A 13,986-nucleotide genomic window follows, 5' to 3' on the forward strand; every position below is an offset into this window, starting at 1 on the left:
GTATGTATTCGCAAAGGCGCATCATTATCCGTTTTTTTGAAAAGCATCATGCTTTTAAAAACGGCAAGCTGATACCTGTTGACAGTGATAAAATAAGCAATGAAGAAGGAAGGCCCGCGGCAGCTAACCTGGATTACTTTGTATCGCACTATGACTTGGCGCCACTACAGCCTTATTTTAGTAAAGATCTTTCGATGGTCGCAGATTCATTAGGCAAGCTGCAAAGTAAAAGCGATAATAGTACATTGAATAGGTATGAACTTCAGGATGAAAAACAGGAATGGATTAAAAAACAACTGGCAGTAAGCAAGTTTTCGGCGCGGTACGCAGTAGAAGGTAAAACAGAAAAAAACTCTTTCTACAATGTGAGTAAACAGGGTACCCTAATTGATTCCAAGGGTTATGATTTTATAATGGATCCAGCGCTTACCAAGGATACCATTGCTGATACAATAAGCGGGCTTGCCATTCAGCATATTATCCTGCAAAGCAAAGCCACTATTTTAAAAATAAACAAGGAGACGCTTACCTTTAACCCTTCAACAATTGCCAGGAAATTATTAACTGACAAAGCAAAATTGAATACTTATCTCGAAAAAAATAAAGAGGTATATGATAATCGGTATACGGTACCTGCAACGTGGATGTGGCTTACTGCCGAAAGCAAAAGTTTTCAGGTAAAGCTTATTTTAAATAACTTAAATTTTAACACCTCGGCAAATACAATTGATATTACATATGTAACCTACATGTATCTGATAAAACGGAAGTAGAAGCTGTTCTTACTAAGGACTACTATAAGCAGTTTATTATTGCTATCGCAACCTTGTTAAAATTATTCATACTTCAACCCATTCAATTCCTTAAGTTCAGGTTCATCAGTTTCCTGATAGCTTACTATAGCTAAGTTAGGCTGCATTCTGAGTATAAAAGTAGTCGCCGCGGTAAGCTTGCTGATATCGCCTTCGGCCAGTATCATAAATTCACCCAGCTGGTTAATTAAAGTCAAGGTACCGGTGGTATAAGTAATAGCCAGCTGGTGTACATACACATTATCGATATCTGATTCGATGAGTTCAAACTCAGGCAATTCAAATTTTATACTCTTGCTCAGATTATCCTTCAGTCCGGGGATATAATTATTCAGCGTTTGTATCAAATGGCCCGCCGCAAAACCAATTTTATAATGTAGCGAGTTTGCCCGGCCATCGTGGGCCTTTAACGTTGTAAAAGTTTTAAAGCTTCCGTCAGGATTGTAGGCCTGATTTTTTAATAAAAACTCCTGGTATGTTGCCTGAAATACCTTTTTCTCAAATTCACCTTCTGAAGATGCATTGATGACTTGTCTGTATGCTAATTTAATAAGTGCCATTTTGGGGGTTTTAGGTTTTACGTGGTACGTTTTGATATTACAAAGCCAAGCCAATAGTGAATGATCCGGAATATCCTTCTGATGCGCTGCCAGTTAATGCTATGGTTTCGTTGGCCAAATCGGTAGCCGAATTGCCAAAAACATGATCGCTGGCATTGCGGGTAGGGTTTACTCCGTGCGAGGCATACAGCGTTGAAACATGTACAGCATCAGATATAGTCTCAGGAAAAGCCATTTGCGTAGTTTTTTTGAGTACGTTATTTACAAATATCTCCATGTGTATATGCGTTGCACGGCCCGAATACCAACCCGGGTAGATGCTTGTAAATTTGGCTACTCCGGATGTATCTGTAAGCTGATAACCCCTTAGCCAGGTTTCGCCGATATAACTTTTGGTGCCCAATGCCCCTGGCTGATTGCCATAGCCCGAATAATAACCATCTTTATTGCAGTGCCATATATCAACCCGGGCACCGGCCACTACGTTGCAATTGTTATTTGTATTTACTACCACAAAACTTACGGAAAGCGGCACGCCGGTTTGACCGCCCGTAACTTCGGTGCGGTTCAGCGGATTATTAATTTCGCCGCTGGCATATGGAAATGGCCCTTCCTCTTCGGTGGGGGCAACTAAACAGGTGCTGCCGTTGGTTGAGGTATTGGAGTTTGATGTCGTGGCATCGGCCGCGGTTGCAGTTGAATCTTTTTTGCAGGCTTCAATAAGCATAGGGCCTGCTGCCGCTGCTACTGCAAAAGTGCGGAGAAAGCTTTTTCGTTCCATGATATGTACATCAATTAATAAGGTTAAACAATGCGTTTTATTAATTAATGTAAATGTATCGGCTACGGTTAGCAAATAGAGGAGGGTATCGGTAAACAGGTATTTTGTGCCGATAAAGCCATATTTTTATTTAAATTTCATCCAGGTACGAATGAAATCGGCATAGCTTTCACTCACTGGCAGCTCCACATCGGTTAGCTTTACCTTACGATTCTGAATAGACCGGATCTTGTTAACCGGCACTATATAACTGCGGTGAATGCGCTGAAACTTATCGGCAGGCAGCTTTTCCAGTACCTTTTTCATAGGCATCAGCGTAAGCACTGTTTTAGCATCGGTAAGGTGTATTTTGATGTAATCTTCCATGCTTTCAATGTATTCAATAGCGCCCAGGTCAATTTTTACCATCCGGTATTCTGAATACACATACAGGCTTTCGTCGGGTTGTTCGCCGGGAGTTTGTGTTTTGTAGCGGTAATAATCAATAGCTTTTTCAACAGCCTTTTCAAAGCGTTTAAAATCTATGGGCTTTAAAATATAATCAAGCGCCTCCAGTTCAAAACCCTCAAAGGCAAAGTTTTTATAAGCGGTGGTAAATACTACCATAGGTTTTACCTCCAGTGAACGCACCAAATCGATACCGGTAATATCGGGCATATTGATATCGATAAAAAGCAAGTCGACCGGCCTTGCTTTTAAAAACTCGGCTCCCGAAATGGCATCGTCAAATGTTTTTATCAACTGCAGGGCTGGGAAGCGGGATACGTACTCATCTATCAGCCGTAAGGCCAGCGGTTCGTCGTCAATAGCTATACATTTAAGTGTCATGGTCAGGAGTTTTGTAATGTAAGCTGAACGATGTACCGGTTGTTTTCGATATTAATATTTAATTGATGTTTGTCCGGGTATAAATGGGCCAGGCGCTGCCGGGTATTATTGATGCCGATACCGGTGCGCTGGTTTTCACGGTTTTGAGCAAATATCCGGTTACTGCAAGCAAAGGTAATAACCGCGTTGCTGATGCCAATATGAATATCAATAACAGAACTTTCATGTTTGCTGATACCGTATTTAAATACATTTTCAATAAAGGTCATAAATACAAGCGGCGGAATGTTTTTGCCATCGGGCTTGCCATCTACATTAAAATTAACGGTGGTATTGTTGCCGATGCGCAGGCGCTGCAATTCAATATAATCGCTGATGCAATCAATCTCGCTTTGCAAGGGTACAAAATCGGTATTTACATCATCAGTTACATAACGCATAATGTTTGATAGTTTCATGATGCTATCGGGGGCATTATCATCCTTGGTAACAGCAAGCGTATAAATATTGTTAAGGGTATTGAACAGAAAGTGCGGGTTGATCTGCGCTTTTAAAAAGGAAAGCTCTGCACTTACCCTATCGGCCTCGGCGCGGGCGGCACGCTGTTCAATAAGATGCCATTGCTGTACCGTGCGGATGGCAGTACTTAAGGCCATGATCATTAAAAATATAAACAGGCTGGTAGTATCTATTGGTCGTTTTGGAGGAAAAGGATACCTGTCATTATTCCAATTTGGTGGCGGGAAGTGTTGTTGCCTGCGCCAATGGTGGTGAGGGACTTCTCCGGATGTGTCATGATCTGATGGCGGCCGCTCAAATGATGATCGCTGATAAAATACCCGGTTGCCACCGTTTCTAAGCAGTTTATCAAACGGGCGTAAATAATAAACGCCGCCAAGCAGTACCAGCACAATCAGTGTGTAAATAGTATAGCGCTTTTTTAAGAAAAACTGTGGGATAAAATAATAAGCATTGCTATAAAAGAGGAAGATATACACATAGCAGAAAAACCAATAACTATGTTTTTGCAGTAATGACCAGGCAGGAGTATCACGCCCGTGGCTATTTATAAATACCAACGGGAAGGCCATAAACAGCAGCCAGCCGGCAATATGTATTGTTACGGTAAATGCTTTAAAGCGCGACATGTATAAAGTAACACATTCAAAATCGCTTATAAAAGTAAGTATCGGTAATTACCGGGTTTGTATAGATGAATTACCCGTGTATGGTTTCGCTTTTACCATAGTTTTGGATCACCTCAGCTTCATATTTCAGAAATTCAGCCCAGCGTTTATCAACATCTACCTCAACGGCATACTTTTTAGCCAGGCGTATAAACATGGCATAGTGTGTAGCCTCGCTTACCATCAACTCATGATAAAACTCAGATAGGTGAGTATCATTAATATTTTCTGACAATACCTTGAAACGCTCACAACTACGCGCCTCGATCATGGCCGAGAATAACAGACGGTCAATCAGCTGGGCTTCGCGGCCTCCGCCGATGATGATAAATTTGCGTAATTCGTTCACGTAATTGTCCTTACGCTCGCGGCCAAGCACAAAGCCGCGCTCGATGATAATGTCGTGAACTCGCTTAAAATGATCCATCTCTTCCTGAACCAACAAGGCCATTTCCTGCACCAGATCAGACAGGTTGGGATTTTGTACAATAAGCGTTATTGCATTGCTGGCCGCTTTTTGCTCGCAAAAAGCATGATCGGTTAGTAGCTCCTCAATGTTGCTTTCTACTACATTTTTAACCCAAAGCGGATCGGTAGGCAGCTGCAGTTTAAGTATAGTTTTTTCGCTCACGGTACAAAGATAGTTTAAGGAGATGAAAAGGTGATTAGGAAGAAATAATAAAAACATCTTGTCATTGCGAGGAGGAACGACGAGGCAATCGCGAACTATTCAAAACCGCTCTGTAAAGTTCGCGATTGCTACGCTGTCGCTCGCAATGACAAAAAACACCTTGTCAGCAATAACGCTAATTAAATCGATATTAGGATTTATACAAACCCTTGCTTTCAATAAAATGTAAAACGGGGTCGGGAACAAAGTATTGCACGTTCTTTTTTTCGGCGATGGATTTGCGGATAAAGGTTGCCGAAAGTTCCATCTGCGGGGTCATGGTAATGGTTACCGAAGGATGATCTGCCAGTTCGGCGTTTTCGTAGCCCGGGCGCGGGTAAACAAATATCTTGTAATCGCGCAGGATGAGTTTATAGTTTTTCCACTTATGGAGTGTGCCCAGGTTATCAGAGCCCATAATGAGGGCAAACTCATAGGTAGGATATTTTTCCTTTAAATGGGTAAGCGTATCAATGGTGTAAGAGGGCTGTGGAAGTTTCAGCTCCACATCGCTTACAGTAATATTGGTAGCATTATCTGTAGCCAGACGGGCCATTTCAATACGATCATAGGTATTAATGAGGTCGCCATACTTTTTAAGCGGGTTTTGCGGCGATACCACCAGCCAAACCTTATCAAGCGAGGTATGATTTGCCATATAATTGGCAATGATCAGGTGCCCTATATGTATGGGATTAAATGAACCAAACAGTAAGCCTATTTTCATTAACTAACGCCCCCTAACCCCCTAAAGGGGGAATGATAAATTGTGTTTTTGTAAATTCTTTTTGACTAAATGACTTTAGTGCTCCTCTTTACGAGGCTGTGGGGCCAATAAAATTCTTAACCAACTCCTCGGCCTCCTTGCAAGCCGTATCAAGATCGTAATTTTTGAGTATAATATCAAACTGTGGGGCGTATTTCAGTTCTTTTTCGGCTTTGGCAAAGCGTTCCTTTAGTTTTTCTTCGCTATCGGTACCGCGGCCGGTAAGGCGTTCAATCAAAACTTCCAGTGATGGTGGTTGCACAAATATGGCCAGTGCCTGTCCGTCGTATTTGCGTTTCAGGTGCATGCCGCCCTCTACGTCTATATCAAATATTACGGTTTTACCCATTGCCCAAATGCGTTCAATTTCGGTACGCAGGGTGCCGTAAAAGGTTCCGGTATAAACCTCCTCAAACTCAACAAACTGTTTTTTGGCAATACGATGCAAAAACTCTTCTTTGCTTATAAAATAATAATCCTGCTCATGTACCTCATCACCGCGGCGTTCGCGGGTGGTGGCCGAAATTGAAAATTCAAGCTCAGGTATTTTGCCGAGCAGGTGATGCACTATGGTAGTTTTGCCTGCTCCCGATGGAGCTGAAAATATGATGAGTTTGCCTTCTTGGGTCATTAGTTAATGGGTAATGGATAATAGTTCATAGATCATGGCAGCTAAAAGGCCATGATCTATGAACTATTATCTATAAGCTTATTATAATACGTTTAACAGTTGTTCTTTAATTTTTTCAAGCTCTTCTTTCATGCCTACTACCAGTTTCTGAATATTGGCATCATTAGCTTTAGAGCCCAGGGTATTTATTTCGCGACCGATCTCCTGCGATATAAAACCTAATTTTTTACCGTTAGCATCGGCATTTTTGAGGGTTTCAATAAAGTACTCGCAGTGTGTTTTAAGCCTTATTTTCTCTTCGGTAATATCAAGCTTGTCAATATAGTATATCAGTTCCTGTTCAAAACGGTTTTGGTCGATAGCTTCGCGGTTGGCTGCTTCACTTAAAAAAGTATTCAGGCGCTCACGAATCAGGGGTACGCGTTTTGGGTCTTCCAGTTCAACCAGTTCCAGGTTTTTGAGGATTACACCAATGCGGTATTTCAGGTCGTTTTCCAGTACGTTACCTTCGTCCGATCTGAATTGCTGAAATGCGGCTAAAGCTTGCTGAAAGGTCTTTTCAACCAGCTTCCATTCATCGTCAGACATGGTTTCATCTTCGTATTTTACCACTTCGGGCAGGCCCAGGGCAAGCTGCAATAAATTGGATGTAGGCTCATTAAGCTCAACGCTTACATCTTTAAGCTGCTGGTAATATTGCTTCAGCAAAACCTTATCAATGCCGGCTGCTTTTACGGCAACATTTACCTGCTCCACGTTGATAGACAGGTTTACCTTGCCGCGCTCAATCTGTTTACTGCAATCATTACGGAGCTGAAACTCCTTTTCAGAAAATATTTTGGGCAGGCGAAGTGATAGTTCGAGGAATTTGCTGTTCAGGGATTTGATCTCAACGGTATATTTAGTATTACCTGAGTCTGAACTGGCAATTCCATACCCTGTCATGGATTTTATCATGTGCAAAGATAGGTTTTTGTTTTAAAGTCCGAAAGTCGGGAAGTCCGTAAGTCGGAAAGATATGGAAAAAGACTGGGAAGTTCAAAGTTTTGGATGTATAAGTTTGGTGTAAAGAGACTGAATGTCAGACGATAAATATCAATAAAATTGCAAAAGCAGCTAAAAACTTCCGGACTTCCCCGACTTTCTGACTCCGGACTTCCGGACTTCCCCGACTTTCCCCCGCTTTAACACTTTTTTACACTTGGTATAAAATACAGTTGGTATATTTACGTTTTGAATATTTAATGCAATATCGTCTCTCCCTGCTTCTTGTAACCATTTGCTTTTGTTCTGTTTTTAAAGCATCAGCCCAGCAATACACTATAAAAGGTGTGGTCTCTAAAAAGAGCTCGCCCGAGCGTGTGGCCGGTGTTGTGGTTAAAGATTTGAAAACCAACACGCAGATACTTAGCGACGATGTTGGCTGGTTTACCATTAATACTGCCGTAGGCGATACGCTGTTATTTACAAAAGAAGACTATACTCCTCAAAAGGTTGTTGTACTCAACAATAGCGACATGCCCATTTACCTGCAGCCTATTATTAAGTTGGATGAAGTAAAGGTTTTGGGACAGACCAAAAAGCAGGAACTTAACGAGGTTTTAGGCGATTACAAAAAACAAGGTACATTTTATGGTGGCAGCCCGCCGGTACTTTCTTTTTTAACCAATCCGCTCACTGGTATATATGAACTTTTTGGTAAAACACCAGGAAGGGCACGCAGGTTTAAGAATTTTGCCCGGGGCGAGGCCGAGCAGGCCGAGATCATCAGGCGATATAATGTGGCTTTTGTGCGGGAGTACACCAAACTTCCAACAGACAGCGCGGCTCAAAAGTTCATGGATTACTACACCCCAACTTTTGAAGACCTGAAAGGGTGGACAAATTACGACCTGATTCAACATACCTTAAAAGCATACGATTATTACAGCAAAAGCCCCGATAAGGCCAGGCTGGAGAAGCTGAACGCACCTACATTTATCAAAAGTGATTCTTCTCTGAAACTTTCTCAGCCAGGTGAAAGCCTTAAAGGCTTGAAAAAAGAAAAACGGTTAAATTAAATATCAGGAAGTCTGTACACTTACTGGTGCTAATTTCTACTGTCGCGAGTTTAGCGATAGCGTAACTCGTGACAGTAGCATGATGTAAGCTTTCAGCTTACTTAACCCCAACTTTTTTAATTTATTATAAACGAGCTGAAAGCTCGTTGCACAGATAACCACGAGTTACGCTATCGCTAAACTCGCGGCAGTTGAATAAGCTAATTTATTGAAAAGATAAATGGATTAAATACCCAGAGTTTCGCAGGCTTTTTCGGCGGCCAATTTTTCGGCGTTCTTTTTACTGAACTCCTTGCCTTCGCCCATAATTTCGCCGTCAACACTGGCTTGTATGGTGAATAGCTTATTGCTTTCGCCTTCCTGGTTGGTTACCAGTTCAAAAATAATATCCCTGCCGTGGCGTTGGCACCATTCAATTAACTTACTTTTAAAGTTGGTTTCAGTTTGCTCCAGTTTATGGATATCAATATGCGATTTGATGATATGGTTTATCAGGAAATTTTTGGTAAAGTCATACCCTTTATCTAAATAAACTGCGCCAATTAAGGCCTCAAATGCATCGCCCAGTAAGGAACCCTGCCTGCTTGAGTTCAGCATACGGCTATCATACTCAATCAGTTTATCAAAACCCAATTTGCGGCCAAGCGCGTTAAGGTTTACACGGCTTACAATTTTTGAACGCAGTTCAGTTAAAAAGCCCTCATCTTCATAAGGGTAAAGTTTAAATAAAACTTCGGCCACAACACTGCCCAGCACGGCATCGCCCAAAAACTCCAGGCGTTCGTTACTGTTTTTTACCCCTTTTTTAACATTTTGGGCAACAGACTTATGCCGGAAAGCCAATCGGTATAAAGACAAATTGCCCGGCACAAAACCGAGCAAGTTCTTTAAAATCTTAACGTACTTTCTATTGGGTGATATGTATAACTTATAAAACTGACTTATCGGCATCAAACCACAATTAATCTTCGTACTTTTTGAATATCACAGAAGCATTATGGCCGCCAAACCCAAATCCGTTGCTTTGAACAATCTTCACATCACGCTTTTGAGCAGTGTTGAAAGTGAAGTTTATTTTCGGGTCAAAAGCAGGATCATCGGTGAAGTGATTTATAGTTGGTGGTATAATACCATTTTTTAAAGCCAATATAGACGCGATAGCTTCAACCGCACCTGCAGCACCTAAAAGGTGCCCGGTCATTGATTTGGTTGAGCTGATATTTATACGGTAAATATCGTCGCCAAATACGTCATGTATAGCTTTAATTTCCTGTGGGTCACCAATTGGGGTGGATGTTCCGTGAACATTCACATAATCAATATCAGCAGGGGTAAGGTTTGCATCTTCCAGAGCAGCACGCATTACCGATGCGGCACCAAGGCCATCAGGGTGCGGAGCTGTCATATGGTATGCATCGGCACTCATGCCTCCGCCTATCATTTCTGCATAAATTTTAGCGCCGCGAGCCTTAGCGTGCTCCAGCTCCTCTAAAATTATGGTACCGGCACCTTCACCGGCTACAAAACCATCCCTGTCCAGATCAAACGGACGAGATGCCGTTGCCGGATCATCGTTACGGGTTGATAAAGCATGCATGGCATTAAAACCGCCAATACCGGCTTCATTGATAATAGCTTCAGAACCTCCGCTTATAAACATATTAGCTTTACCCAGGCGGATATAGTTAAAAGAGTCAATAAGTGAATTGTTTGATGACGCGCATGCAGAAACCGTTGTAAAGTTAGGGCCGCGCAAGCCGTATTTGATAGAGATATGACCAGGGGCGATATCGGCGATCATTTTTGGGATAAAGAAAGGGTTAAAACGCGGCGAACCATCACCTTTGGCAAAGTTCATCACTTCATCCAAAAACGTTTTTAAACCACCAATTCCTGCACCCCAGATAACACCGATACGGTTGGTATCTAATTTTGAGAAATCTAATCCGGCATCCTGTACAGCCTCTTCTGTTGAAAACAGGGCGTATTGTACAAAGGGATCTAATTTGCGGGCGTCTTTACGGCCCAAAAAACCATCCGCGTCAAAGTTCTTTACTTCGCACGCGAATTTCGTCTTGAACTTTTCAGTATCAAAACTTTTGATTAAGGCAGCGCCACTTACCCCATTGATCAACCCGTTCCAGTATTCTGAAACTGTGTTACCAATAGGAGTAAGTGCTCCAAGCCCGGTTACTACAACTCTTTTAAACTCCATTTAATCCAGTTAGGGAGTTTTATTTAACGGTTTTTTCAAGGTAAGCAACAGCCTGGCCTACAGTACCAATAGTTTCAGCCTGATCGTCAGGAATAGCCACGTTAAATTCTTTTTCAAACTCCATGATTAATTCCACGGTGTCTAACGAGTCGGCACCAAGATCATTGGTGAAACTCGCTTCTGGTGTAACTTCACTTTCGTCAACACCCAGTTTTTCTACGATAATAGCTTTTACTCTTGAAGCGATATCAGACATAGTCTTTATAGTTTAATGATTAATAAAAATTCAGTGCAAAGAAAAATAAATTCTGTCAATTATCAAATCTAAAACTTTTACAATATAATTCGTTAACAAAATTTTATTCAAACAGTTTCGATTTGTACTTTTGAATCCGTAAAAGTAATGATTTTGAACAGGAAATTTTTAAAGTTTGAGATCGATTTTGATTTTGTGCTCATTGCAGTCACAACCTCGCTGAAAGATTACAGGGTATGTTATCTTATTAATAAGTTTTTAAATTTTAATTTTACCAAATCCAATGATCTGGCCGTTGATATTTATCAGGGAAGCGAGCCGGTATTATTTTCTTTATACCATTATCACTGGGAAACAACCGAAACAGATTTTTATTTTATTGGTAATAAAGGCTCTGAAGGCTATTTAGTGCCCGAAATAAAAAGTGCCGATTATTTTCTGATGATCAGGAACTATATTGATGATGACGACCTCGAGAACCTAATTTCGATGTTAAATAAAATACCAGAAATTGTGGCCGCCGTAAAGATTGATCCGAAAAAAATAAAATCACGCGAAAATCTGTTATTTTAGCGCCGGATTTTAAAAAAATAGTGTTGGTTTTACACTAATGTGAATTTAAACCAGTTAACCAGAACAATATGAAATTATATTATAATCGTACTAAAATTGTTGCCACAATGGGCCCGGCATCTGCTAAAAAGGATGTTTTATTAGCGATGATAAAAGCCGGTGTTAATGTTTGCCGCCTTAATTTTTCGCACGGAAGACCAGAAGATCACAAAGCCGTGATCGACATCATCCGCGAAATTAATGAAGAATACAAAACCAATGTGGGCATCCTGGCCGATTTACAGGGACCCAAAATTCGTATCGGTTTGGTAAAAGATGGGGGTATACACCTGGTTAACGGAACCCAAATTAAAATTACCACCCAGGAGTGTATTGGTAACGACGAGCAGATATATATTACTTATGATACCTTCCCTCAGGATGTTCAGGCTAATGAAATTATTTTGCTTGATGATGGTAAACTGCAGTTAAGGGTTATTGAAACCAATAGAAAAGATACTGTAATATGCGAAGTGGTACACGGTGGCATCCTTACCTCACGTAAAGGTGTTAACCTGCCAAATACCAAAGTATCTATCCCAAGCTTAACCGAAGAAGACTTAATTAACCTGCAGTTTGCATTAAAATATGATGTAGAATGGATTGGTTTATCATTTGTACGTACCGGTCAGGACATTGTTGAATTAAAACAGATCATAGCTCAGGCTGGCTCAGCTGCCCGCGTTATCGCTAAAGTTGAAAAACCGGAAGCTATTGAAAATATAGACGAAATTATTGCCGCAACCGATGGTGTGATGGTAGCCCGTGGCGACCTTGGTGTTGAAATGCCTTTGGAAGAAGTGCCACTGCTGCAAAAAATGATTGCCCGCAAATGCCGCGCGGCTTCAAAACCGGTAATTGTTGCTACCCAGATGCTGGAATCAATGATCACTACCCCACGCCCAACCCGTGCCGAGGTTAACGACGTAGCTAACTCTGTACTGGATGGCGCCGACGCGGTGATGCTGAGCGGTGAAACATCAGTTGGTGAGTTCCCGGTTATTGTTATTGAAACTATGGCCAAAATTGTGCGCAACGTTGAGGAGTTTGGTTACAGCTTTAACACCAGCAAAATAGATAATACCGACCCGGCTTCTGTTAATTACCTGAGCGATGCTGTTTGCGAAGCAGCGGTTCACCTGGCGCAGCATACCAACGCGGTAGGTATCGTATCTATGACAATATCTGGCTATACCGCTTTTGAAATATCAAGCCACAGGCCTAAGGCAAGCACCTATATATTTACATCAAACAAACAATTGCTAAATGCATTGAGTTTAGTTTGGGGTGTACGTTCTTTCTACTACGACCAGTTGGAAAGCACCGACAAAACTATTGCTGATGTTAACGGCATACTTAAATCTCAGGATTTAATTCAAGCCGGTGATGTAGTAATTAATACTGCTGCCGTTCCTATTATTAAACAAGGTAAAACCAATATGCTTAAAGTAAGCATTGTTGAATAACCTTATTTAATATACTTTTAATGGAAAAAGGGTTTCTGTACAGAAACCCTTTTTTGTTGACTGTAGTTTTTATCAGAGTATCCCGTATTCAAACTTTTCTGGAGATGACGGGTTTTAATAAAAACATATCTTTATCAGGCACAAACAGCTCACTTATAGTTTGTCAATTTCTTAAGCTTTTGACCGGATTAGATAAAGCAGCCTTGACGGCCTGAAAACTAATGGTTCCAATGGCGATCAATATGGAAAGGCTTCCGGCGAGCGCGAATACCCACCATTCTATGCTAATGCGATAAGTATATCCTTGCAACCACTTATTCATTGCAAACCATGCCACAGGCGATGCGATGATAAAAGATATAATTACTAATTTCAAAAAATCGATAGATAATAGGGTGGTAATGCTGGCAACTGACGCGCCCAGTACTTTGCGCACACCGATTTCCTTGATTCGGTTTTCTGCTACATAAGTGGCCAGGCCAAACAAGCCAAGGCAGGAAATGAATACTGTTAATCCTGCAAATAAAGCAGCCAAAGTTCCAATACGGGTTTCGTCTTCAAACTTTGAATTATATTGTTCGTCAACAAACTTATACTCAAATGGATACTGAGGATTATACTGCTTAAATATATTCGTTGCGATGTCAATGTTTTTGGCTATGGAATTGGCGGGGTTAAACTTGATGTGCAGAACGTTGAAGAAGGATCTTGGCCCAAACACTATCAACTGTTGTATCTTTTCATAGGGCGACTCATAAATGAAGTCTTTTACCACCCCAACCACATGCCAGTCAACGTTATTATCTTTTACAATTGCCCCAATAGGGCTTTTTAACCGCATTATTTTAGCAGCTGTTTCATTAAGGAGTAAAGCAGTAGAATCTGATGCGTATTTTTTAACGTCAATGTCCCTGCCTTCGGTTAGTTGAATGCCCATTGTTTTGACAAAGTCGGCATCTGATGCCATGCGAATAAAATCAACCTTCTTGTCGGCTTCGTTACTTCCGGGCCAGGATAATCCCCAACCATCACTATAACGTCGCGTGATGGGGCTCATTGACTTGGTGACAGCTACAGCTGCCGACTTATTAAGGAGGTCCTGTTTGATTATGTCATAATTTTTGTCAATATCACCCTGCAGG

Annotated in this window: 16 protein-coding genes; 4 read left to right on the forward strand and 12 right to left on the reverse strand. The window is 41.3% G+C overall.

Features of this window, described 5'->3' with window-relative positions; all coding sequences use genetic code 11:
* A partial coding sequence (locus AAGC65_RS20190) for a hypothetical protein (protein ID WP_343114266.1) occupies positions 1 to 773 on the forward strand: 773 nt, incomplete at its 5' end.
* Positions 774 to 835: 62 nt separating this feature from the next.
* Here AAGC65_RS20190 and AAGC65_RS20195 read toward each other — a convergent pair.
* From AAGC65_RS20195 to AAGC65_RS20230, 8 genes are all read right to left on the reverse strand, one after another.
* The gene (locus tag AAGC65_RS20195; protein WP_343114267.1) at positions 836 to 1,372 is read right to left on the reverse strand and encodes a hypothetical protein; all 537 of its coding nucleotides are present in this window, start codon (positions 1,370 to 1,372) and stop codon (positions 836 to 838) included.
* Between the two features lie 37 nt (positions 1,373 to 1,409).
* Entirely contained in the window at positions 1,410 to 2,153 is a 744-nt protein-coding gene (locus AAGC65_RS20200) for an intradiol ring-cleavage dioxygenase (protein ID WP_343114268.1), read from the reverse strand.
* A 126-nt stretch (positions 2,154 to 2,279) separates the two neighbouring features.
* Positions 2,280 to 2,981 carry a LytTR family DNA-binding domain-containing protein gene (locus tag AAGC65_RS20205; RefSeq protein ID WP_343114269.1) on the reverse strand — a complete coding sequence of 234 codons (702 nt, stop codon included), beginning with the start codon at positions 2,979 to 2,981 and terminating at the stop codon, positions 2,280 to 2,282.
* Positions 2,982 to 2,983: 2 nt separating this feature from the next.
* Complete coding sequence (locus tag AAGC65_RS20210) at positions 2,984 to 4,129, reverse strand: sensor histidine kinase (RefSeq protein ID WP_343114270.1); 1,146 nt, start codon at positions 4,127 to 4,129, stop codon at positions 2,984 to 2,986.
* A 70-nt stretch (positions 4,130 to 4,199) separates the two neighbouring features.
* Positions 4,200 to 4,799 (reverse strand): tRNA-(ms[2]io[6]A)-hydroxylase, encoded by a 600-nt coding sequence (locus tag AAGC65_RS20215; RefSeq protein WP_343114271.1) that lies wholly within the window; start codon positions 4,797 to 4,799, stop codon positions 4,200 to 4,202.
* Between the two features lie 190 nt (positions 4,800 to 4,989).
* Positions 4,990 to 5,565 (reverse strand): nicotinate (nicotinamide) nucleotide adenylyltransferase, encoded by a 576-nt coding sequence (nadD, locus tag AAGC65_RS20220; RefSeq protein WP_343114272.1) that lies wholly within the window; start codon positions 5,563 to 5,565, stop codon positions 4,990 to 4,992.
* An 88-nt stretch (positions 5,566 to 5,653) separates the two neighbouring features.
* Positions 5,654 to 6,235, reverse strand: coding sequence for a guanylate kinase (gmk, locus tag AAGC65_RS20225; protein WP_343114273.1), 582 nt, complete (start codon positions 6,233 to 6,235; stop codon positions 5,654 to 5,656).
* A gap of 81 nt (positions 6,236 to 6,316) precedes the next feature.
* Positions 6,317 to 7,192, reverse strand: coding sequence for a YicC/YloC family endoribonuclease (locus AAGC65_RS20230; protein ID WP_343114274.1), 876 nt, complete (start codon positions 7,190 to 7,192; stop codon positions 6,317 to 6,319).
* A gap of 287 nt (positions 7,193 to 7,479) precedes the next feature.
* On the opposite strand from AAGC65_RS20230, the gene AAGC65_RS20235 reads away from it, so the two are divergent.
* Positions 7,480 to 8,295, forward strand: coding sequence for a hypothetical protein (locus AAGC65_RS20235; protein ID WP_343114275.1), 816 nt, complete (start codon positions 7,480 to 7,482; stop codon positions 8,293 to 8,295).
* 225 nt (positions 8,296 to 8,520) lie between these two features.
* Here the strand turns inward: AAGC65_RS20235 and rnc are convergent, their stop codons facing one another.
* Genes rnc through AAGC65_RS20250 form a run of 3 tightly spaced genes read right to left on the reverse strand, consistent with a single transcriptional unit; the run spans position 8,521 to position 10,766 of the window.
* On the reverse strand, positions 8,521 to 9,246 hold the full coding sequence (gene rnc, locus AAGC65_RS20240; RefSeq protein ID WP_343114276.1) for a ribonuclease III: 726 nt from the start codon (positions 9,244 to 9,246) through the stop codon (positions 8,521 to 8,523).
* A gap of 10 nt (positions 9,247 to 9,256) precedes the next feature.
* Complete coding sequence (gene fabF, locus AAGC65_RS20245; protein WP_343114277.1) at positions 9,257 to 10,510, reverse strand: beta-ketoacyl-ACP synthase II; 1,254 nt, start codon at positions 10,508 to 10,510, stop codon at positions 9,257 to 9,259.
* A gap of 19 nt (positions 10,511 to 10,529) precedes the next feature.
* The gene (locus AAGC65_RS20250) at positions 10,530 to 10,766 is read right to left on the reverse strand and encodes an acyl carrier protein (RefSeq protein WP_343114278.1); all 237 of its coding nucleotides are present in this window, start codon (positions 10,764 to 10,766) and stop codon (positions 10,530 to 10,532) included.
* Positions 10,767 to 10,913: 147 nt separating this feature from the next.
* Here AAGC65_RS20250 and AAGC65_RS20255 point away from each other — a divergent pair, with 147 nt between their 5' ends.
* Positions 10,914 to 11,339: an IPExxxVDY family protein gene (locus AAGC65_RS20255; protein WP_343114279.1), complete on the forward strand. Its 426-nt coding sequence runs from the start codon at positions 10,914 to 10,916 to the stop codon at positions 11,337 to 11,339.
* Between the two features lie 68 nt (positions 11,340 to 11,407).
* On the forward strand, positions 11,408 to 12,844 hold the full coding sequence (gene pyk, locus AAGC65_RS20260) for a pyruvate kinase (RefSeq protein ID WP_343114280.1): 1,437 nt from the start codon (positions 11,408 to 11,410) through the stop codon (positions 12,842 to 12,844).
* Positions 12,845 to 13,007: 163 nt separating this feature from the next.
* On the opposite strand, the gene AAGC65_RS20265 is transcribed toward pyk, so the two are convergent.
* Positions 13,008 to 13,986 (reverse strand): FtsX-like permease family protein (locus AAGC65_RS20265; RefSeq protein WP_343114281.1); only part of this gene is annotated, 979 nt, incomplete at its 5' end.

Source organism: Mucilaginibacter sp. (assembly GCF_039207105.1).
Lineage (GTDB): Bacteria > Bacteroidota > Bacteroidia > Sphingobacteriales > Sphingobacteriaceae > Mucilaginibacter.

What these genes read in the sequence shown, in the direction of transcription:
- gmk (WP_343114273.1), bottom strand. Translation starts at nt 6,235, where the DNA reads ATGACCCAAGAAGGCAAACTCATCATATTTTCAGCTCCATCGGGAGCA.
- AAGC65_RS20235 (WP_343114275.1), top strand. Translation starts at nt 7,480, where the DNA reads ATGCAATATCGTCTCTCCCTGCTTCTTGTAACCATTTGCTTTTGTTCT.
- AAGC65_RS20255 (WP_343114279.1), top strand. Translation starts at nt 10,914, where the DNA reads ATGATTTTGAACAGGAAATTTTTAAAGTTTGAGATCGATTTTGATTTT.
- pyk (WP_343114280.1), top strand. Translation starts at nt 11,408, where the DNA reads ATGAAATTATATTATAATCGTACTAAAATTGTTGCCACAATGGGCCCG.
- AAGC65_RS20200 (WP_343114268.1), bottom strand. Translation starts at nt 2,153, where the DNA reads ATGGAACGAAAAAGCTTTCTCCGCACTTTTGCAGTAGCAGCGGCAGCA.
- nadD (WP_343114272.1), bottom strand. Translation starts at nt 5,565, where the DNA reads ATGAAAATAGGCTTACTGTTTGGTTCATTTAATCCCATACATATAGGG.
- AAGC65_RS20195 (WP_343114267.1), bottom strand. Translation starts at nt 1,372, where the DNA reads ATGGCACTTATTAAATTAGCATACAGACAAGTCATCAATGCATCTTCA.
- AAGC65_RS20230 (WP_343114274.1), bottom strand. Translation starts at nt 7,192, where the DNA reads ATGATAAAATCCATGACAGGGTATGGAATTGCCAGTTCAGACTCAGGT.
- AAGC65_RS20205 (WP_343114269.1), bottom strand. Translation starts at nt 2,981, where the DNA reads ATGACACTTAAATGTATAGCTATTGACGACGAACCGCTGGCCTTACGG.
- fabF (WP_343114277.1), bottom strand. Translation starts at nt 10,510, where the DNA reads ATGGAGTTTAAAAGAGTTGTAGTAACCGGGCTTGGAGCACTTACTCCT.
- AAGC65_RS20250 (WP_343114278.1), bottom strand. Translation starts at nt 10,766, where the DNA reads ATGTCTGATATCGCTTCAAGAGTAAAAGCTATTATCGTAGAAAAACTG.
- AAGC65_RS20210 (WP_343114270.1), bottom strand. Translation starts at nt 4,129, where the DNA reads ATGTCGCGCTTTAAAGCATTTACCGTAACAATACATATTGCCGGCTGG.
- rnc (WP_343114276.1), bottom strand. Translation starts at nt 9,246, where the DNA reads ATGCCGATAAGTCAGTTTTATAAGTTATACATATCACCCAATAGAAAG.